This window comes from Streptomyces sp. V1I1, from assembly GCF_030817355.1.
In the GTDB taxonomy this organism is placed as follows: domain Bacteria; phylum Actinomycetota; class Actinomycetes; order Streptomycetales; family Streptomycetaceae; genus Streptomyces.
This window is the reverse complement of the sequence record NZ_JAUSZH010000001.1, coordinates 1,499,127-1,517,509: the sequence shown is the minus strand read 5'-3', so window position 1 is coordinate 1,517,509 and position 18,383 is coordinate 1,499,127. Positions and strand designations below refer to the sequence as shown.

The window sequence follows — 18,383 nt, the reverse complement described above, 5'->3', positions numbered from 1 at the left end:
GCCCTCCTGACTGTCAGACCCCACAGCTAGGCTGTCGCACATGCGCATCGCGACCTGGAACGTCAACTCGATCACCGCTCGGCTGCCCCGGCTGCTGGCCTGGCTGGAGAACACCGGCACGGACGTGCTGTGCATCCAGGAGACGAAGTGCACCGAGGAGCAGTTTCCCTCCGACGAGCTGCGCGAGCTCGGTTATGAATCCGCGGTCCACGCCTCCGGCAGGTGGAATGGCGTGGCGCTGGTCTCCCGGGTCGGTCTTGACGACGTGGTCAAGGGTCTGGCCGGCGGTCCGGACTACGGGGGGCTGCAGGAACCGCGGGCGATCGCGGCGACCTGCGGCCCGGTCCGCCTCTGGTCGGTCTATGTGCCCAACGGCCGCGAGATTGCCCATGAGCACTACGCCTACAAGCTGCGCTGGCTGGAGGCGCTGCAGGCCGCGGTGGCCACGGACGCGTCCGGGAGCCGTCCCTTCGCGGTCCTCGGCGACTTCAACATCGCGCCAACCGACGACGATGTGTGGGACCCGTCGTTCTTCGAGGGGATGACCCATGTCACCCCGACCGAGCGTGCGGCGCTGGAGGCCCTGCGCAAGGCAGGGCTAGCCGATGTGGTGCCGCGCCCCCTGAAGTACGAGCACCCGTTCACGTACTGGGACTACCGCCAGCTGTGCTTCCCCAAGAACCGTGGCATGCGCATCGACCTGGTCTATGGCAATGAATCCTTCGCCAATGCGGTCAAGGACAGCTATGTCGACCGCGAGGAGCGCAAGGGCAAGGGCGCATCGGACCACGCCCCGGTTGTTGTCGATCTGGACATCTGAGGTTTGTTGACGCGCGCCTTGTGGTGCGTGCGGCGGCCGGGATGCGAGGCTGAGCGGTATGAACATCCCTTTCTTGGACAACTGGCTCAAGCGGCACGTCGCTGAGCAGGAGGAGGACGACCTCTCCGCCGAGTACGACCCGGAGCGCGCGGCGGCCGTCGCCGAGCTGCTCTCCGAGTGTGAGCTGCTGCGTGTCCGAGCGGGGCAGGCGGGGCTCGAACTGGACGACTCCCCGACCTCTTTGGCCGCCCTCGACCAGCTGCCGCCGCGCTGGCGCGACGACCCGGAGGAGTTGCCCTGGCTGGGCAATGACGCGGGCCTCTACCTCGGCACCGTGATCGTCCGTACGGTGCGGGGCGCGGCCTGGCACATCTGGCCGGGCGGCCATCCCGTGGTGCGGCTCGCCTCCGGCCGCGAGATCAGCGTGGTGGAGGCGGGCCTCGAGTGGGCGGTCAATGGAGCGCCCCAGCTGTCCCAGGTCTACGCGGAAGCCGCCGAAGCCTGACCTGCGAAGTCGTTATTAATACGGCTTATGCCCTATTTATGCGTGTCGGGTGTGAAGTCCCTTGTCCGGCTGGATAGTTTGCGCTGACCCGACACAGCTGAGAGTGGGTGGGGCAGCGTATGGCCGGCGATCCGTTGATCGAGCTGCGTGACGTCAACAAGCACTTCGGACAGTTGCACGTCCTCCAGCACATCGACCTCACGGTCGGCCGCGGAGAAGTGGTGGTGGTCATCGGCCCGTCGGGCTCCGGGAAATCCACGCTCTGCCGGGCGATCAACCGCCTGGAGACGATCGAATCGGGCTCCATTTTCATCGACGGCCAGCCGCTCCCCGAAGAGGGCAAGGCGCTCGCCAGACTCCGTGCCGACGTCGGCATGGTCTTCCAGTCCTTCAATCTCTTCGCGCACAAGACCGTCCTGGCCAATGTTTCGCTCGGACAGATCAAGGTCCGCGGGCGCAAGAAGGACGAGGCGGAGAAGCGCTCGCGCCGGCTTCTCGAACGCGTCGGACTCGCCGACCAGGCCGACAAGTATCCGGCCCAGCTCTCCGGCGGTCAGCAGCAGCGCGTGGCCATCGCCCGCGCGCTCGCCATGGATCCCAAGGTCATGCTCTTCGACGAGCCGACCTCGGCACTCGACCCGGAAATGATCAATGAAGTGCTGGAGGTGATGCAGCAGCTCGCACGCGACGGCATGACCATGGTCGTCGTCACCCACGAGATGGGCTTCGCCCGTTCCGCCGCCAACCGCGTCGTCTTCATGTCGGACGGCCGCGTCATCGAGGACCGTGCCCCGGACGACTTCTTCACCCACCCCGAGAGCGACCGTGCCAAGGACTTCCTTTCCAAGATCCTCAAGCACTGACGGGGGGATTCTCGCCACGGGCCCGCTCAGCCACTACGATTTGTCGTTCATCCCAGTGGTGATGGTGATCTCGCCGATCTACATCGGGCTACGCCCGAAAAGAGGCCGTGGATGTCGCCCCGGCCGAACCAGGAACGCTGCTGCCGGGTGGGGTTCGCCCCACGGCCCCCAGGTCGTAGGGGGAGCAGTGGCTCAGGGGCAGTACCCGCCCGGCAGCAGCCGGTGATCACTTCTCGCGCAGCGGGACCGACAGATAGGACGGGTCGGCTGCGGACGAGGAGAAGGTCAGCTGCGCGCCGGACGGGTTGTGCTCGATGTAGAGCGGGTCGACGGTGTCGACGACCAGGGCGAGACGGTGGTCTGCCGGAACGTCATAGGCGGTGGAGAACAGCTCCAGGTCGACGGCGAACGGCTTTCCGGGTGACTTGCCGTGGAAGGTGTACGGCGCACTGCTGACCAGCTTGCCGAGGCCGAGCGGGCCCACGTCGTAGAGATATGCGACGAGGGTGCCGCTCTCCTTGGTGCTGGTGACCGTGGTGTGCAGCCTGGCGGTGCCGCGGATCTGCTGCTCGGAGGCGTAGCGCTCGGACTGCCAGACGGCGGCGAAGAGGCGCGGCAGCAGCGGGATCGACGCCATAGGAGGCAGCTTGGCGAACTGGTCCAGGGCGCTGGAGAGGATGGTGACCCCGCCGTTGGCGCCGGAGTCGATATTGGCGGAGATCCTCTTGCTGCCGCCGAGGCCGATCTTGCGCTCCGTCGCGGCCACCGACTTCCAGTCGGGGTAGTTCTCATAAGCGCCGGTGGAACGGGACTTGATGCGGACCGGCTGCTCGCGGTCGACGCCGTTGTCGACGCCCTTGAGGTGGTGGTCGAGCCAGCGACGGGCGCTGGTCCAGGCGTCGTTGGGCAGACCGAGCAGACCGGTGCCCTCGGCCGTCGCATGGTCGCCGGGGCGGAACTCCAGGCGCTTGGGGCCGGTGAGCTTCTCGTAGAAGTCCGCGTACTGGTTGGGCGGGAAGATCGTGTCCCCCCAGGCGTTGCCGAGCATGATGGCGGCGCCGTTGGCATTGATCCGGTCCAGGTAGGTGATGGGGGAGCGCTTCTTCCCCCAGTCGATCAACCCCTGCTCCTTGGCGAGATTGGAGGAGAAGAAGTCCGCCGTGATCTGCTGGAACTCCTTGCTCGGTCGGCCGGTGAGATATCCCGCCCCGGTGAGCAGCGCCGTGGCCTGCACATGCTGGGTGCGGCCGCTGTAGATGGACTCGACGAGGTCGGCCCAGCCGCTGAGCGCCGCGACCGCCTTGATCCGCTTGTCGTGGGCGGCGGCCAGCAGAGAGATGCCCGCGCCGTACGAGACTCCGGCCATGCCGACCTTGCCGGGGTCGGCGGGGGTGTTCGCCAACGCCCAGTCGATCACCTTGGACGCGTCGGCGATGTCGGCCGGTCCTGCCACCTCGATGTAGCCGCCCGACTGCCAGAAGCCGCGGGCGTTGTAACTCACCACCACATAACCGGAGTCGGCGAGTTTCTTCGCCTGGGCGAGGTACTCGATCTGGGGCGTGGCCCAACTGGTGGGCAGCACGATCACGGGGTGGCTGCGACTGTCGTCCGCGCCGGCCGGGGTGACCACATTGGCCTTGAGTACGGTGCCGCCGTCGCCCTCGATGTCGACGAACCGTACGTCCGCGGCCGTGGATTGGGCCTGCGCCCGGGCCTGGGGCTGTGCCGTCGGGGCGGCCGGTGCCGCCCCGACGGCGGGTCCGGCGAGAAGCGCGGCGGAGACCGTACCGATCGCGGTCGTGCGCAGGGCATGGCGGTGCTGTCCCACGGGTCACTCCTCACACGTGTCACTGCAAAGTGACCTGACGGTAACCTCGGGGACTTACTCGGGGTAACTCCTCGGTAAGTTACGCGAGGGTAACGATTATTGGACGCGGTGTCAGTGAGCGGGGCGTGCCGCCGACTTGCCGGGTGCGGGCCGTGTACCGAAGGCTCGCCCCGGAACTGGACCGTTCCTCGGACGGCAACGGGCTCTGTTTCGAGACACAGATTTTCGATCTGGATCCGGCCGAACTACTCGACGCCGTCAGGCAGTACGCGCCGGTAGGGCTCGCGGCCACGGACGAAACGCGCCAGTAGCCTCCACAGGCCCCCTTCCCGGGCTTGCCCGGAAGGGCAGTTGACACCACCGTGGTGGTGTAGGTCTGTGTCGGCGAACGGAGAAGCCGTGGCCCCCTTCCTCCTGCCCCATTCGCTGCACGGATCGGGCCCCCACCGCGTCATCGCCGTGCACGGCTGGCTCGCCGACAGAGCCGACTACGCCGCGACGCTCCCCGACCTCGACCGGCAAAGCTTCAGCTACCTCTTCGTCGATCTGCGCGGCTACGGCGAGGCGCGCGACGCGCCCGGCGCGTACACCACCGCCGAGGGAGCCGCCGACATCCTCACCCTCGCCGACCGGCTCGGCTGGGACTCCTTCTCGCTCATCGGGCACTCGATGGGCGGAGCGGTCGTCCAGCGCGTCCTCGCCGCGGCACCGCACCGGGTACGGCGCCTGGTCGGGATCTCGCCGGTGCCCGCGAGCGGCCTGAAGATGCCGCCGGAACAGTGGGAGCTGTTCGCCTCCGCCGCCGAGAAGCCGGAGAGCCGCCGCGTCATCATCGACACCACCACCGGATCGGTACGTCCCGCGGCCTGGCTGGAGCGGATGGTCGACCGGTCCGTGGCCCGCAGCGACCCGCTGGCCTTCCGCGCCTGGCTCGACTCCTGGGCCGGCGAGGACTTCACCGCCGAGGTGGCAGGCTCCGAGACGCCGGCGCTCGCGGTGACCGGGGCGCTCGACCCGGCGGTCAGCGCGGACTTCATGCGCCAGACCTGGCTGCGCTGCTATGTGCGCGGCGAGGTGGTGGAGCTGGCGTGCGCCGGACACCACGCGATGGACGAGACCCCGCTCCAGCTCATCCGTACCGTCGAGGACTTCCTCCGCGCGGGCGTCCACAGCTGACAATGCCTGTATGACGAGGTCCGATCAGACCGTGCCCGATGTGTTCGATCCGCGGATCTACGCCGCCGGGCTGCCGCACGAGGCGTTCCGCGAGCTGCGGGACGGCCACCCGGTGTCCTGGCAGCAGGAGTACGAAGTCCTGGGCTGGCCCGCCGGACCCGGCTTCTGGGCGGTCACCCGGCACGCCGACGTCGTACGGGTCCTCAAGGACTCGGGAACCTACTCCTCGCACCTCGGGGCCACCCAGATCCGCGACCCCGACCCGGCCGACCTGCCCTTCATCCGGCGGATGATGCTCAACCAGGACCCTCCGGACCACGGGCGGCTGCGGCGTCTGGTGAGCCGCGCCTTCACCCCCGGCCGCATCGACCGCTTCACCGCGGCCGCCCGGACCAGGGCCCGCCAACTGCTCACCGCCGCACGGGACACGGGACCTGTCGTGGACCTCGTCTGTGCCGTCACCGACGACTACGCACTGCTCAACCTCGCCGACCTGCTCGGCGTCCCGGAGAGCGACCGTGGCCTGCTGCTGAAGTGGACCGAGCGCGTCATCGCCTACCAGGACCCCGACGAGCCGCCGGTGCTCGGACCCGACGGGCGGCCCGTCAACCCGCGCTCGCCGGCCATGCTCCAGGAGATGTTCACATACGCCCAGGAGCTCGCCGCGTACAAACGGCGCAGCCCCGCCGACGACGTCATGACCTCGCTCGCGCAGTCGGAACTCTCCGACGCAGAGCTGGAGATGTTCTTCTTTCTGCTGACGGTCGCGGGCAACGACACCGTCCGCAGCGCCGCCCCCGGCGGCTTTCTGACGCTGGCGGAGCACCCGGACGAACAGCGCAGGCTGCGGGCGGGCGAGGCCGATCTGGACCGGGCCGTCGACGAACTGCTGCGCCGCCACCCGCCCGTCCTCAGCTTCCGCCGCACCGCCACCCGCGACACCACTCTCGCCGGGCAGCAGATCCGTACGGGCGACAAGGTCGTCGTCTTCCACGTATCCGCCAACTACGACGAGCGGGTCTTCGATGCGCCGTACGGGCTCGACCTCGACCGTTCCCCGAATCCGCATGTCTCCTTCGGGGACGGGCCGCATGTCTGCCTCGGCGCCCACTTCGCCAGGCTCCAGCTGCGCGTACTGCACGAGCAGGCGCTGGATGTGTTGCCGCCGCTGGTGACCGCCGGCCAGCCCCGGCGGCTGGTGTCCAACTTCATCAACGGCATCAAGTCGCTGCCGCTGACGGCGGCCTGACCGGCCGGGCGGGTCAGCTCGCCGAGCGGTGGGAGTTGCGCGCGGCGGGGGCCGGGGCCTGCGCGGTCCGCGTCACATCGGCGACCAGCTCGACAACATCGGGTCCGTAGGCCGTGGAGTTGACGACCTTGAGTAGCAGGCAGAAGGAGTTGGCGCCGTGCTTGCGGGCGAGCTTCTCGTGGTTGCGGGCCAGATAGCGGGTGGCTGCCTGGTTGGTGATGGCGCGCTGGCCGCAGAAGAGGAAGACGGGCCGGGCGTCCTGCCCCGCCGTGAGCCGCGCCAGCATGACGTACTCGGCGAGGCCCGGCTCCATGCGGTAGCGCTCCGAGCCGATCTGGAACGCGCCCTGGTCGGGGCCCGGCTCAGGGTCCGTGTTGACCTTCACGCCGGGGAGCAGCGAGTGCAGATGCGCGGCCATCCGGCGATTGGAGAACGGGCCGCCCACACAGAATTCCGTACGCTCGCCGAAGCCCTGCTGGGCTATGTCGTGCCAGATGATCTGGGCGTTCGCCCCGCAGTCCTTGATCAGCGCGGAGAGCTCGATCAGTGCGAAGACGTCGAAGCGGTGCACGGAGCCGTCCCGCCCGGCCTCACGGTTGACGACAAGCAGCGATTCGGCGTTTCCCGGCAGCCCGAAGAAGGCCTGCTTGCGGCGGAGTCTGCGCTTCCACAGGTATGTGCGGGCGAGCCAGCCGAGCGTGGCGCTGATACCGGCGGCCAGCACGCCGAGCACGATGTTGCGTACGTCGTCAGTCATGGGCGCGCATGTTAGCGGGGTTGTTGGAACATTGTTCGAGGTGGCCCTGACGAGGCGGCGGTGGTGAAGTTACGCTGCGCGGACGTACGTTGACTGGAGGTACGGATGCGTCGCTCCACCGCACGGTATGTGTCGGTTCTCGCCGTTTCGGCGGCCGTGGTCTCGATCGGCGCGGCCGCGCCGCCGGCGGACTCCCCGCCGGTCAGCACTCCCGCGAAGACGCCGGTGGCGGCCGGGTACGGCGGGGCGGTGGCGAGCGTCGACCCGGACGCCTCGGCCGCCGGGATCGAGGTGCTGCGGCGGGGCGGCAATGCCGTGGACGCGGCGGTGGCGACCGCGGCGGCCCTCGGTGTCACCGAGCCGTATTCGGCGGGCATCGGCGGTGGCGGCTTCTTCGTCTACTACGACGCGAAGTCCCGTACGGTCCAGACCATTGACGGCCGCGAGACCGCACCCCGCTCCGCCGACTCCTCCCTCTTCCTCGAGAACGGCAAGCCCATCCCCTTCGAGGAGGGCATGACGAGCGGCCTGGGCGTCGGCACCCCGGGCACCCCCGCGACCTGGGACGCGGCACTGGATGCCTGGGGCAGCAGGCCGCTGCGGCAGCTGCTGCAGCCGGCCGAGCGGCTGGCGAAGGACGGCTTCACCGTCGACGCCACCTTCCGCTCGCAGACCCAGGCCAACCAGGCGCGCTTCGCGGACTTCCCCGACACGGCGGAGCTCTTTCTGCCGGGCGGTCAGCTGCCGGTGGTCGGCTCGGTCTTCAAGAACCCCGACCTGGCGCGCACGTACAAGGAGTTGGGACGCAAGGGCGTCGGTGCGCTGTACCGCGGCGAGCTGGCCGAGGACATCGTCGACACGGTGCGGAAGCCTCCCGTGCGGGAGGGTGCGACGCGGGTCGTGCGGCCCGGCGATCTGACGGTGCGGGACCTGCGGTCGTACGAGACGGAACGGCGCGCGCCCACCAGGCTCTCCTACCGCGGGCTCGACGTGTACGGCATGGCGCCGTCTTCGTCGGGCGGCACGAGCGTCGGCGAGGCGCTCAACATTCTGGAGCGGACCGACCTTTCGAAGGCCACGCAGGCGCAGTATCTGCACCGCTTCATCGAGGCGAGCCGGATCGCGTTCGCTGACCGGGGGCGCTGGGTCGGTGACCCGGCCTTCGAGGACGTACCGGTCAAGGAGCTGCTGTCCCAGCGGTTCGCGGACTCGCGCGGCTGCCTGATCAAGGACGACGCGGTGCTCACCAGCCCGCTGGCTCCGGGCGACCCGCGCAAGCCCGCGGCGTGCGGGACTTCGGGCCCGGCCGCACCCACCACGTACGAGGGCGAGAACACCACCCATCTGACGGCCGCCGACAAGTGGGGCAACGTCGTCGCGTACACCCTGACCATCGAGTCGACCGGCGGCAGCGGCATCACCGTGCCCGGACGCGGCTTCCTGCTCAACAACGAGCTGACCGACTTCTCCTTCGCCCCGGCGAACCCCGCCGTTCACGACCCGAATCTGCCCGGCCCCGGCAAGCGTCCGCGCTCGTCCATGTCCCCGACGATCGTCCTCGACCACGGCCGACCGGTGCTCGCCGTCGGCTCCCCGGGCGGCGCGACCATCATCACGACGGTGCTGCAGACGCTGACGGGCCATCTGGACCGGGGCCTGCCGCTGGTCGAGGCGATCGCGGCGCCGCGCGCCAGCCAGCGCAACCAGGCGACGACGGAGCTCGAGCCGGCGCTGTGGAACAGCCCGCTGCGCGCCGAGCTGGAGGCCATCGGCCACGCCTTTCGGCAGAACCCCGAGATCGGCGCGGCGACGGGCGTCCAGCGACTGCCCGACGGGCGGTGGCTCGCGGCGGCCGAGAAGGAGCGCAGGGGCGGTGGATCCGCGATGGTCGTCCACCCGAGCGGTGCTGCGGCGGCAGGCCTGCGTAACCCGTCCGGCGGCTGATCGGACGCGCCGGGCCCGCGAACGGGTAGGGAGCCTTTCGTACACTTTCGAACGAAAGGCTCCCTGTGTGCATACGACATGCCGCTCTCGCCGCGGCCGCCGGTTCCGCCCTGCTCGCGGCGGCTGCGCTGCCGGCCGATGCCCTCGCCGACCCCAACCCCAACCCCTGGGGTGCCGCCAGCAACGACTTCGCGAGCTACGAGGGGTCAGTCAGCGCGTCCGACCTGCTCGCCAAGGTCAATGACTGCCAGCAGATATCGAACGGCGGATACCGGACAGACGAGAGCGCGCCCGCGAACATACCGGTCTGCGCCAAGAACGGGGCCGTGTTCTGGCAGGCCGACATGGACATCGACTGCGACGGCCAGCCGACCGACCGGTGCAATGCCGCGACCGACCCGTGGTTCCAGGACGCGACCACCTTCCAGCAGTCCGACGGTGCGCAGTTGAACGCCGAGACACTGCCGTACATCGTCGTGCCCGAGAGCGGGATCTGGGACTACGGCTCGTCGAGGATCACGGGCGGAACGGTCGCCGCCGTCATCTATGAGGGCCGGGTCCAGTACGCGGTCGTGGGCGACACGGGACCCACAGGGATCATCGGCGAGGCCTCGTACGCCACCGCCGAGGCCCTCGGTATCAACCCCGACCCCATGGGCGGCGGCGCCGAGTCGGGGGTCACGTACATCCTGTTCGAGAACTCCCTGGTGTCGCCGATCGAGAGCCACGATGGTGCCGTGACCCTCGGTGAGGCCCTTGCCAGGGACTTCCTGCAGAACAACTAGATCCGGGGCTACAGGGCAGTGAGGATGCGGGGGCCGTCGTCCGTGATCGCCACCGTGTGCTCCGCGTGGGAGGCCCGGCTGCCGTCCGCCGTACGGACCGTCCAGCCGTCGCGCGCCGTGTAGTGGCGGTCCGTGCCGCTGCCGATCACCATCGGCTCGATCGCCAGCACCATGCCGTGGCGCAGCGGCATGCCCCGTCCCGGGCGTCCCTCGTTGGGCACGCCGGGGTCCTCGTGCATGTGGCGGCCCACGCCGTGGCCCCCGAAGCCGTCCGGGATGCCGTACCCCGCCGAGCGGCACACGCGGCCGATGGCGTGGGCGATGTCGCCGATGCGGTTGCCGACGACGGCCGCCGCGATGCCCGCCTCCAGGGCCGCTTCGGCGGTGGCGATCAGTCGTACGTCCTCGGGGCGGGCGCGGCCGACGGTGAAGCTGACGGCCGCGTCGCCGACCCAGCCGCCCCGGATCGCACCGCAGTCGATGCTCACCAGGTCGCCGTCGTGCAGCCGGTAGTCGTCGGGGATGCCGTGCACGATCGCGTCGTTGACGGAGGTGCAGATGACGGCGGGGAAGGGGGTCGGCGCCCACTGGGGGCGGTAGTCGAGGAAAGGCGAGCCGGCTCCGGCCTCGTCGAGGACCGCGCGGGCGGCCCGGTCCAGGTCGCGCAGGGAGACGCCGGTGGCCGCGGCCTCGCGGACCGCCGTGAGCGCCTGGGCGACGATCCGGCCCGCCTCGCGCATCGCCTCGATCGATGTATCGGTCTTGATCTCCACCATGCCAATTACTATACCGGTCCTTCCGGTATTTGAATACCGGCATTAGAATACCGGCATGGTGCGCACCCCCCTCACCCCCGAAGAGCGCGAACGCGGCGAGCGGCTCGGCCAGTTGCTGCGCCGGGCACGCGGCGACCGCAGCATGGTGGAGGTGGCCGCGGCCGCCGGACTGTCCGCCGAGACACTGCGCAAGATCGAGACGGGCCGCGCCCCGACCCCCGCCTTCTTCACCGTCGCCGCGGTCGCCGCGGTGCTCGGCCTGTCCATGGACGAGCTGGTGGTGCGCTGCGCCCTGTCGCCCGCGGCGTAGCTGGTCGGCCACTGCCAACTGGATGCGGTGGTGGCGCGGGTGCTCGATCTCGGCCGTCTCCCGCAGCGTCTCGAACTCCGCGGCATGCCCCTGACTCGGGCAGACGTGTTCGGCGATCCGGACTGCGCGGGCCCACTGCAGCCGTTCCGCTTCGGCGACAAGTGGTCCGGGATGGTGCTGCGCTGCCCGAAGGACGGTCCGTGCCGCTTCTCCGAGCTCAGGATTCCGCTGCACTGGATCACCCCCAAGGTGCTCACCGAGACGCTGCGCGCGATGGAACGCAACGGTTTCCTGACAAGGACCGCGCACGACGAGAACCCGCCGCGCGTCGAGTACGAACTCACCGGGCCCGGCTGCTCGGCGCTCGGGCCGATGGACGCGGCGTGCGAGTGGGCCAGTACGCATCTGCCGGAGCTCGCCGAGGCGAGGGAGGCGTACGGGCGCAGAACCTGACGCGCGACTCGAACTCCGGTACGGCATAGTCTCGCCGTGTGACTCCTGAGGACTTCGCAGACGCCAGGTACATCAGTCTGACCACGTTCCGTAAAGACGGGACGGGCGTCGCCACGCCCGTCTGGTTCGCGGTGGACGGCGGTGAACTGCTCGTGTGGACCAACTCCGAATCCTGGAAGGTCAAGCGGCTGCGCAAGGACAGCCGCGTCGTCGTCACCGTCTGCGACGCGCGCGGCCGGATCGCGGACGGCGCACCGAGCGCCGAGGGCACGGCGCGACTGCTGGACGCCGCCGGGACGGGCGCGATTCGCAAACTGCTCGCCCGCAAGTACACCTGGCAGTTCTGGCTGGTCGACTGGCCGGCCATGGTCGTGCGGCGGGGCAAGCGGCCGCAGACCGGCATCGCGGTGACGATCTGAAAACTGCGCGTAGCAGAGCCGTAACACGCCTGGGGTCGAATGCCAGCGGACCGAAAGGTTCCAGGCGGCGGTTGGGCAGGGGCGGCGATGGCGGTGCATCAGCTTCCGGTAGAAGCCGGAGTGTTCGCGCGGTACCTGAAGGGTCTGACCGCGCTCCTCGACCGGAGCAGCGGTTGGTACGGCATCTTCTGGCAGCGTGACCCCGACGGGATGCGCGCCTGTCTGGACGGCGTCGAGATCCCGCCCTGGGACGTGGTGGAGTCGCTGCTCCACGACCTCGCGGCACGGCGCGGGGCGGGCGTCGCGGAACAGGAGTCCGTCCGCGCGAGACACCTCCATGCGGCGTCGGCGGCGGCCCACGACCGGCGGCCGGGCGGCCGCGAGGCGTTGGGGGAGCGGCTGGAGCTGATGCTCCGGGAAGAGGTCTACGCGACGGGCCGGGCGGAGGAGCTGCTGCGCCGCCTGGCGGGCGAGCCGGAGGGGACGCCCACGGCGGAGCAGCTGGCCCACGAACTGGAGTGGACCCGCGACGACTACGCGCGAGCGACGTCGCGCGTCGTCGAGCTGCGTTCGAGGCTCGGCGCGCTGGACGCGTCGACGCGCGGCCGACGCCGGACGCCGGGCGTCGCAGACGCGGGGTACGGGCCGGGGCCCGGCGGAAGTGGGACGCCCGAGGGGTACGTTCCCGCGCAGGCCGGACCGGTGGACGACTGGTACGAACCGGACGCCAGGTGGCCCGGAGGCGGGGACGCGTCCGCCGCGCCGGACGCCGGGTACGGGCCGGGGCCCGCCGCGACGGACGCCGGGAAAGACGTACGGGATACGCCCGGGCCGGACGGGTCGTACGAGGCCTACGAGCGCCCCGGCGAGCCCGCCCTCCCCGACGGTTGGTTCCGGCCCGAGTCGGAGGCCGCCCCGGTCCCGGACCCCGCGAGCGAGCCCGCCCTCCCCGACGGTTGGTTCCGGCCCGAGTCGGAGGCCGCCCCGGTCCCGGACCCCGCGGGCGCCCTTGCCGAAGGACCCCCGACGCCCCCCGCACCCACCGAACGCACCGCACCCGCCGCCAAGAAGCGGCGTCCCCGTGGTGCCCGGTTCGCCGGGGTCGAGGACGACGGCGAGGAGATCGCAGCCGTGCCCATGCTGCCCGTCGCCGGTGATGTGCCGCGCGGGGCGCGGTACGGCGGCGCAGGCCCCGAGCAGCAGGCGCCCGCCCCGCCCGTCGCCCCCGCCGGAGCGGGCCGGGCCGCCCGCGAGACCGTCGCCGAGCTCGGGCGGCTGAGAGCCGAGGGCCGCAGCGGTGAGGCGCATGCCGTGCTCGTCGAGGCCGCCGCCCGGCCGGCCCCCTGGCTGCCCCTCCTCGCCGCCGAGCTGCACCGCGCCGGCCTCGACGCCGACTGGGCCACCCTGCTCTGGGAGACCGCGTCACAGCCCGCCTTGAGGCTCGCCGCCGCCGCCGGCGCACTCGCCGCGGCCGGCCGTACCGAGGACAGCCGGCAGCTGCTGCGCCAGGGCGTCACCCGCCCCGCCGACGACATCGCCGACGCCGTACTCGCCCTCGATGACGAGGGCCGGGAGCCGGAAGCCCGGGCTTTACTGGCCGCCTATGTACAGATCCACGCCGCCGAGGACACCGCCCGGATCGCCGACCGCGACCCCCGACGCCTCGTGCCGCAGCTGCTCGACGTCGCCCGCGCGATCTCCGCCGATCAGGAGCGGGATATCGTCCACGCACTGCGCGTAGCAGGTCATCTCGGTACGTGAAGCGTTCGGTGTGGACCGCTCGGGTGTGAAACATGATCGACTCTGCGGGTTAACGACGATGGTCTTGCCCCAGTGTGTGACGGGGCTTACGTTCTCCTCCTACGCATGAGCATCTACGTGCGTAGAGGCTCTCTGACGCCCCGCCGAAGGAGCAGCTCATGGCTAACGTCGTACGCGCCGCACTCGTCCAGGCGACCTGGACCGGCGACACCGAATCCATGATTGCCAAACATGAGGAACACGCCCGCGAGGCCGCCCGCCGGGGTGCCAAGATCATCGGTTTCCAAGAGGTCTTCAACGCTCCCTACTTCTGCCAGGTCCAGGAGCCCGAGCACTACCGCTGGGCCGAGCCCGTCCCGGACGGCCCCACCGTCCGCCGGATGCAGGAACTCGCCCGCGAGACCGGCATGGTGATCGTGGTCCCGGTCTTCGAGATCGAGGGCGCGGGCTTCTACTACAACACCGCCGCCGTGATCGACGCCGACGGCTCCTACCTCGGCAAATACCGCAAGCACCACATCCCCCAGGTCAAGGGCTTCTGGGAGAAGTACTACTTCAAGCCGGGGAATCTGGGCTGGCCGGTCTTCGACACCGCCGTCGGCAAGGTCGGCGTGTACATCTGCTACGACCGGCACTTCCCGGAGGGCTGGCGTCAACTCGGCCTGAACGGCGCCCAGTTGGTCTACAACCCGTCCGCCACCTCGCGTGGCCTCTCGGGGTACCTCTGGCAGCTGGAGCAGCCCGCGTCCGCCGTCGCCAACGAGTACTTCATCGCCGCCATCAACCGCGTCGGCCAGGAGGAGTACGGCGACAACGACTTCTACGGCACCAGCTACTTCGTCGACCCGCGGGGCCAGTTCGTCGGCGACGTCGCCAGCGACAAGGAGGAGGAACTGCTCGTACGGGACCTCGACTTCGACCTGATCGACGTCGTACGACAGCAGTGGGCGTTCTACCGCGACCGCCGCCCCGACGCGTACGAGGGGCTGGTGCAGCCATGACCCATCTGTACGACCGCCACAAGGCCGTCATCCCCGACTGGGTCGCGCTCTACTACAAGCAGCCCATCGAGATCACCCACGGCGAGGGCCGCCATGTCTGGGACGCGGACGGCAACCGCTACCTCGACTTCTTCGGCGGCATCCTCACCACGATGACCGCCCACGCCCTCCCCGAGGTCACCAAGGCGGTGAGCGAGCAGGCCGGGCGGATCATCCACTCCTCGACGCTCTATCTCAACCGCCCGATGGTCGAGCTCGCCGAGCGGGTTGCCACCCTCTCCGGCATCCCCGACGCACGGGTCTTCTTCACCACCTCCGGCACCGAGGCCAATGACACCGCCCTGCTGCTGGCGACCGGCCACCGCCGCTCCAACCAGATCCTGGCGATGCGCAACAGCTACCACGGCCGGTCCTTCTCGGCGGTCTCCATCACCGGAAACCGGAGCTGGTCGCCCACCAGCCTCTCCCCGCTGCAGACGCTGTACGTGCACGGCGGCGTCCGCACCCGCGGCCCCTACGCCCAGTTGTCCGACGCGCAGTTCATCGAGGCGTGCGTGGCGGACCTGGAGGACGTCCTCGGCCAGACCCGTGGCGGAGTCGCCGCGCTGATCGCCGAACCCATCCAGGGCGTCGGCGGCTTCACATCCCCGCCCGACGGTCTGTACGCCGCGTTCCGCGAAGTCCTCAGCCGGCAGGGCATCCTGTGGATCTCCGACGAGGTGCAGACCGGCTGGGGCCGCACCGGCGAGCACTTCTGGGGCTGGCAGGCGCACGCCGAGAACGGTCCGCCGGACATCCTCACCTTCGCCAAGGGCATCGGCAACGGCATGTCCATCGGCGGCGTCGTCGCCCCCGCCGAGATCATGAACTCCCTGGACGCCAACTCCATTTCGACCTTCGGCGGCTCCCCGGTCACCATGGCGGCGGGCGCCGCCAACCTCTCGTATCTGCTGGAGCACGACCTCCAGGGCAACGCCCGCCGCGTCGGCGGCCTGCTGATCGAGCGGCTGCGAGCCATCGGCGCGGGTGTGCCCGCCGTACGAGAAGTACGCGGCCGCGGCCTGATGATCGCCATCGAGCTGGTCAAGCCAGGCACCGACGAGGCGAACCCCGAAGCGGCATCGGCCGTCCTGGAGGCCGCCCGCGAGGGCGGGCTGCTGATCGGCAAGGGCGGCGGCCACAACACCAGCGCCCTGCGCATCGCCCCGCCGCTCTCGCTGACCGTCGCCGAGGCGGAAGAGGGCGCCGCCATCCTCGAACAGGCCCTGCACAGCGTCTAGATCGACTGCACAAGAGGGAGCGCACCAGCATGAGCAGCACCCGCACCCTGATCCGCGGCGGCCTGGTCATCACGGCCGCGGACGAGGTCCATGCCGACGTACTGATCGAGGACGGCCGGATCGCCGCGCTCGCCGCGCACGGCTCCGCCGTCGCCGATGCCTGGACCGCGGACCGCACCATCGACGCGGCCAACAAATACGTGATCCCGGGCGGCGTCGACGCGCACACCCATATGGAGCTGCCGTTCGGCGGGACCTTCGCCTCCGACTCCTTCGAGACCGGCACCCGGGCCGCCGCCTGGGGCGGCACCACCACCATCGTCGACTTCGCCGTGCAGTCGGTCGGGCACGCCCTGCGTGAAGGACTTGACGCCTGGTACGCCAAGGCCGACGGCAAATGCGCCATCGACTACGCCTTCCACATGATCCTCTCCGACGTCAACGAGTCGTCGCTGAAGGAGATGGATCTGCTGGTGGAGGAGGGCATCACCTCCTTCAAGCTCTTCATGGCCTACCCCGGCGTCTTCTACAGCGACGACGGGCAGATCCTGCGCGCCATGCAGCGCTCCGCCACCAACGGCGGGCTGATCATGATGCACGCGGAGAACGGCATCGCCATCGACGTCCTGGTGGAACAGGCGCTCGCCGCGGGCCGCACCGACCCGCGCTACCACGGAGAGGTGCGCAGGGCCCTCCTCGAGGCGGAGGCAACCCACCGCGCCATCCAGCTCGCCCGGGTCGCCGGCGCCCCCCTCTACGTCGTGCATGTCTCGGCCGAGGAAGCCCTCGCCGAGCTCGCCGCCGCCCGCGACAAGGGGCTCAACGTCTTCGGCGAGACCTGTCCGCAGTACCTCTTCCTCTCCACCGACAACCTCGCCGAGCCGGACTTCGAGGGCGCGAAGTATGTGTGCTCAACTCCCCTGCGGCCCAAGGAACATCAAGCCGCGCTCTGGCGCGGACTGCGGACCAACGACCTCCAGGTCGTCTCCACCGACCACTGTCCCTTCTGCTTCGTCGGCCAGAAGGAACTGGGCCGCGGCGACTTCTCCAAGATCCCCAACGGGCTGCCGGGCGTGGAGAACCGGATGGACCTCCTCCACCAGGCGGTCGTCGACGGACACCTCACCCGCCGCCGCTGGATCGAGGTCGCCTGCGCGACCCCCGCCCGGATGTTCGGCCTCTACCCGAAGAAGGGCACCATCGCGCCGGGCGCGGACGCCGACGTCGTCATCTACGACCCGCACGCCGAGCAGACCCTCTCGGTCGAGACCCACCACATGAACGTCGACTACTCGGCATACGAGGGCAAGCGGATCACCGGCCAGGTGGAGACCGTGCTCTCGCGCGGCGATGTGGTCATCGACCAGCGCAAGTTCACCGGCCGGGCGGGACACGGCCAGTACACCCCCCGAGGCACTTGTCAGTACCTGAACTAGGAGCTCCACGTCATGGACTTCGGACTCGTCCTGCAGACCGACCCGCCGGCCTCGGCCGTCGTCTCACTGATGCGGCGCGCGGAACGCAACGGCTTCCGCTACGGCTGGACCTTCGACTCGGCGGTGCTCTGGCAGGAGCCCTTCGTCATCTACAGCCAGATTCTCGAGCACACCCAGAAGCTCCACGTCGGACCCATGGTGACCAACCCCGGGACCAGGACCTGGGAGGTGACCGCCTCCACCTTCGCGACGCTGAACGACATGTACGGCAACCGCACGGTGTGCGGCATCGGGCGCGGCGACTCCGCGATGCGGGTCGCGGGCCGCAAGCCCAACACCCTCGCCAGGCTGGGCGAGTCGATCGGCGTCATCCGCGACCTCGCCGAGGGCCGGGAGGCCGTCGTCGACGGGCAGCCCCTCCAGCTGCCGTGGGTCCGGGACGGAAAGCTGCCGGTGTGGATGGCGGCGTACGGGCCCAAGGCGCTGGCTCTCGCGGGCCAGAAAGCCGACGGATTCATCCTCCAGCTCGCCGACCTGTATCTGACCGAGTCAATGGTCAAGGCGGTCCGCACCGCCGCGTCGGACGCCGGGCGCGACCCGGACTCCGTCACCATCTGCGTCGCCGCGCCCGCGTACGTGAGCGACGACATCGAGCACGCCCGCGAGCAGTGCCGCTGGTTCGGCGGAATGGTCGGCAACCACGTCGCCGACCTCGTGACCCGCTACGGCGAGCACTCCGGCCTGGTGCCCGACGCCCTCACCTCGTACATCAAGGCGCGCGAAGGCTACGACTACAGCCACCACGGCCGCGCCGGGAACCCGTCCACGGACTTCGTCCCGGACGAGATCGTCGACCGCTTCTGTCTGCTCGGCCCGGCCGAGGCGCACATCGAGAAGCTGAAGGCGCTGCGCGAGCTGGGTGTCGACCAGTTCGCGGTCTACAACATGCACGACGCGAAGGAAGCGACCATCGACGCGTACGGCTCCGAGATCATCCCGGCACTCAACCGCTGAAGGAGC

The 18,383-nt window shown here is 69.9% G+C and carries 19 protein-coding genes and 1 pseudogene; 17 read left to right on the top strand and 3 right to left on the bottom strand.

All coding sequences use genetic code 11. The annotated features are described in order from the left end of the window. Positions 1 to 40: 40 nt before the first annotated feature. The 4 genes and pseudogenes from QFZ67_RS07425 to QFZ67_RS39055 all read left to right on the top strand — a co-directional run. Positions 41 to 820 (top strand): exodeoxyribonuclease III, encoded by a 780-nt coding sequence (locus QFZ67_RS07425; RefSeq protein WP_307660303.1) that lies wholly within the window; start codon positions 41 to 43, stop codon positions 818 to 820. A gap of 58 nt (positions 821 to 878) precedes the next feature. Further along, positions 879 to 1,325, top strand: coding sequence for a DUF6278 family protein (locus QFZ67_RS07420; protein WP_307660302.1), 447 nt, complete (start codon positions 879 to 881; stop codon positions 1,323 to 1,325). A gap of 119 nt (positions 1,326 to 1,444) precedes the next feature. Next, positions 1,445 to 2,188: an amino acid ABC transporter ATP-binding protein gene (locus QFZ67_RS07415; protein ID WP_307660301.1), complete on the top strand. Its 744-nt coding sequence runs from the start codon at positions 1,445 to 1,447 to the stop codon at positions 2,186 to 2,188. A gap of 34 nt (positions 2,189 to 2,222) precedes the next feature. Next, positions 2,223 to 2,367: pseudogene (locus QFZ67_RS39055) on the top strand (amino acid ABC transporter permease); the annotation flags it as partial. Between the two features lie 47 nt (positions 2,368 to 2,414). On the opposite strand, the gene QFZ67_RS07410 reads toward QFZ67_RS39055, so the two are convergent. Further along, positions 2,415 to 4,016 (bottom strand): CocE/NonD family hydrolase, encoded by a 1,602-nt coding sequence (locus QFZ67_RS07410; protein ID WP_307660300.1) that lies wholly within the window; start codon positions 4,014 to 4,016, stop codon positions 2,415 to 2,417. A 152-nt stretch (positions 4,017 to 4,168) separates the two neighbouring features. On the opposite strand from QFZ67_RS07410, the gene QFZ67_RS07405 reads away from it, so the two are divergent. The 3 genes from QFZ67_RS07405 (at position 4,169) to QFZ67_RS07395 (ending at position 6,441) form a co-directional block, all read left to right on the top strand. Next, positions 4,169 to 4,327 carry a hypothetical protein gene (locus QFZ67_RS07405; RefSeq protein ID WP_307660299.1) on the top strand — a complete coding sequence of 53 codons (159 nt, stop codon included), beginning with the start codon at positions 4,169 to 4,171 and terminating at the stop codon, positions 4,325 to 4,327. Between the two features lie 88 nt (positions 4,328 to 4,415). Beyond that, a complete protein-coding gene (locus QFZ67_RS07400; RefSeq protein ID WP_307660298.1) occupies positions 4,416 to 5,192 on the top strand; it encodes an alpha/beta fold hydrolase in 777 nt (258 codons plus the stop codon). A gap of 10 nt (positions 5,193 to 5,202) precedes the next feature. Then, positions 5,203 to 6,441, top strand: a complete 1,239-nt coding sequence (locus QFZ67_RS07395) for a cytochrome P450 (RefSeq protein WP_307660297.1) — start codon at positions 5,203 to 5,205, stop codon at positions 6,439 to 6,441. Positions 6,442 to 6,454: 13 nt separating this feature from the next. On the opposite strand, the gene QFZ67_RS07390 is transcribed toward QFZ67_RS07395, so the two are convergent. Then, complete coding sequence (locus QFZ67_RS07390; protein WP_307660296.1) at positions 6,455 to 7,198, bottom strand: hypothetical protein; 744 nt, start codon at positions 7,196 to 7,198, stop codon at positions 6,455 to 6,457. A 105-nt stretch (positions 7,199 to 7,303) separates the two neighbouring features. Between QFZ67_RS07390 and ggt the strand changes: the two genes are divergently transcribed. Continuing rightward, positions 7,304 to 9,142, top strand: coding sequence for a gamma-glutamyltransferase (gene ggt / locus QFZ67_RS07385; protein ID WP_307660295.1), 1,839 nt, complete (start codon positions 7,304 to 7,306; stop codon positions 9,140 to 9,142). Positions 9,143 to 9,207: 65 nt separating this feature from the next. Further along, positions 9,208 to 9,927, top strand: coding sequence for a glycoside hydrolase family 75 protein (locus QFZ67_RS07380; RefSeq protein WP_307660294.1), 720 nt, complete (start codon positions 9,208 to 9,210; stop codon positions 9,925 to 9,927). A gap of 8 nt (positions 9,928 to 9,935) precedes the next feature. On the opposite strand, the gene map is transcribed toward QFZ67_RS07380, so the two are convergent. Further along, positions 9,936 to 10,703 (bottom strand): type I methionyl aminopeptidase, encoded by a 768-nt coding sequence (gene map, locus QFZ67_RS07375; protein WP_307660293.1) that lies wholly within the window; start codon positions 10,701 to 10,703, stop codon positions 9,936 to 9,938. 55 nt (positions 10,704 to 10,758) lie between these two features. On the opposite strand from map, the gene QFZ67_RS07370 reads away from it, so the two are divergent. The 8 genes from QFZ67_RS07370 to QFZ67_RS07335 all read left to right on the top strand — a co-directional run bounded on the left by QFZ67_RS07370 (position 10,759) and on the right by QFZ67_RS07335 (position 18,377). Continuing rightward, positions 10,759 to 11,013, top strand: a complete 255-nt coding sequence (locus QFZ67_RS07370) for a helix-turn-helix domain-containing protein (protein WP_307660292.1) — start codon at positions 10,759 to 10,761, stop codon at positions 11,011 to 11,013. An 84-nt stretch (positions 11,014 to 11,097) separates the two neighbouring features. After that, the gene (locus tag QFZ67_RS07365) at positions 11,098 to 11,466 is read left to right on the top strand and encodes a helix-turn-helix domain-containing protein (protein ID WP_307660291.1); all 369 of its coding nucleotides are present in this window, start codon (positions 11,098 to 11,100) and stop codon (positions 11,464 to 11,466) included. A gap of 38 nt (positions 11,467 to 11,504) precedes the next feature. Beyond that, positions 11,505 to 11,885, top strand: a complete 381-nt coding sequence (locus QFZ67_RS07360) for a PPOX class F420-dependent oxidoreductase (RefSeq protein ID WP_307660290.1) — start codon at positions 11,505 to 11,507, stop codon at positions 11,883 to 11,885. Between the two features lie 87 nt (positions 11,886 to 11,972). Continuing rightward, positions 11,973 to 13,646, top strand: coding sequence for a hypothetical protein (locus QFZ67_RS07355; RefSeq protein ID WP_307660289.1), 1,674 nt, complete (start codon positions 11,973 to 11,975; stop codon positions 13,644 to 13,646). Positions 13,647 to 13,804: 158 nt separating this feature from the next. Continuing rightward, complete coding sequence (locus tag QFZ67_RS07350; RefSeq protein WP_307660288.1) at positions 13,805 to 14,647, top strand: nitrilase-related carbon-nitrogen hydrolase; 843 nt, start codon at positions 13,805 to 13,807, stop codon at positions 14,645 to 14,647. Beyond that, complete coding sequence (locus tag QFZ67_RS07345) at positions 14,644 to 15,927, top strand: aspartate aminotransferase family protein (protein ID WP_307660287.1); 1,284 nt, start codon at positions 14,644 to 14,646, stop codon at positions 15,925 to 15,927. Before QFZ67_RS07350 ends, QFZ67_RS07345 begins: the two co-directional genes overlap by 4 nt. Positions 15,928 to 15,956: 29 nt before the next feature. Then, positions 15,957 to 17,363, top strand: a complete 1,407-nt coding sequence (hydA, locus tag QFZ67_RS07340) for a dihydropyrimidinase (protein WP_307660286.1) — start codon at positions 15,957 to 15,959, stop codon at positions 17,361 to 17,363. Between the two features lie 12 nt (positions 17,364 to 17,375). Continuing rightward, the gene (locus QFZ67_RS07335) at positions 17,376 to 18,377 is read left to right on the top strand and encodes a TIGR03842 family LLM class F420-dependent oxidoreductase (RefSeq protein WP_307660285.1); all 1,002 of its coding nucleotides are present in this window, start codon (positions 17,376 to 17,378) and stop codon (positions 18,375 to 18,377) included. The last annotated feature ends 6 nt before the right edge of the window (positions 18,378 to 18,383 follow it).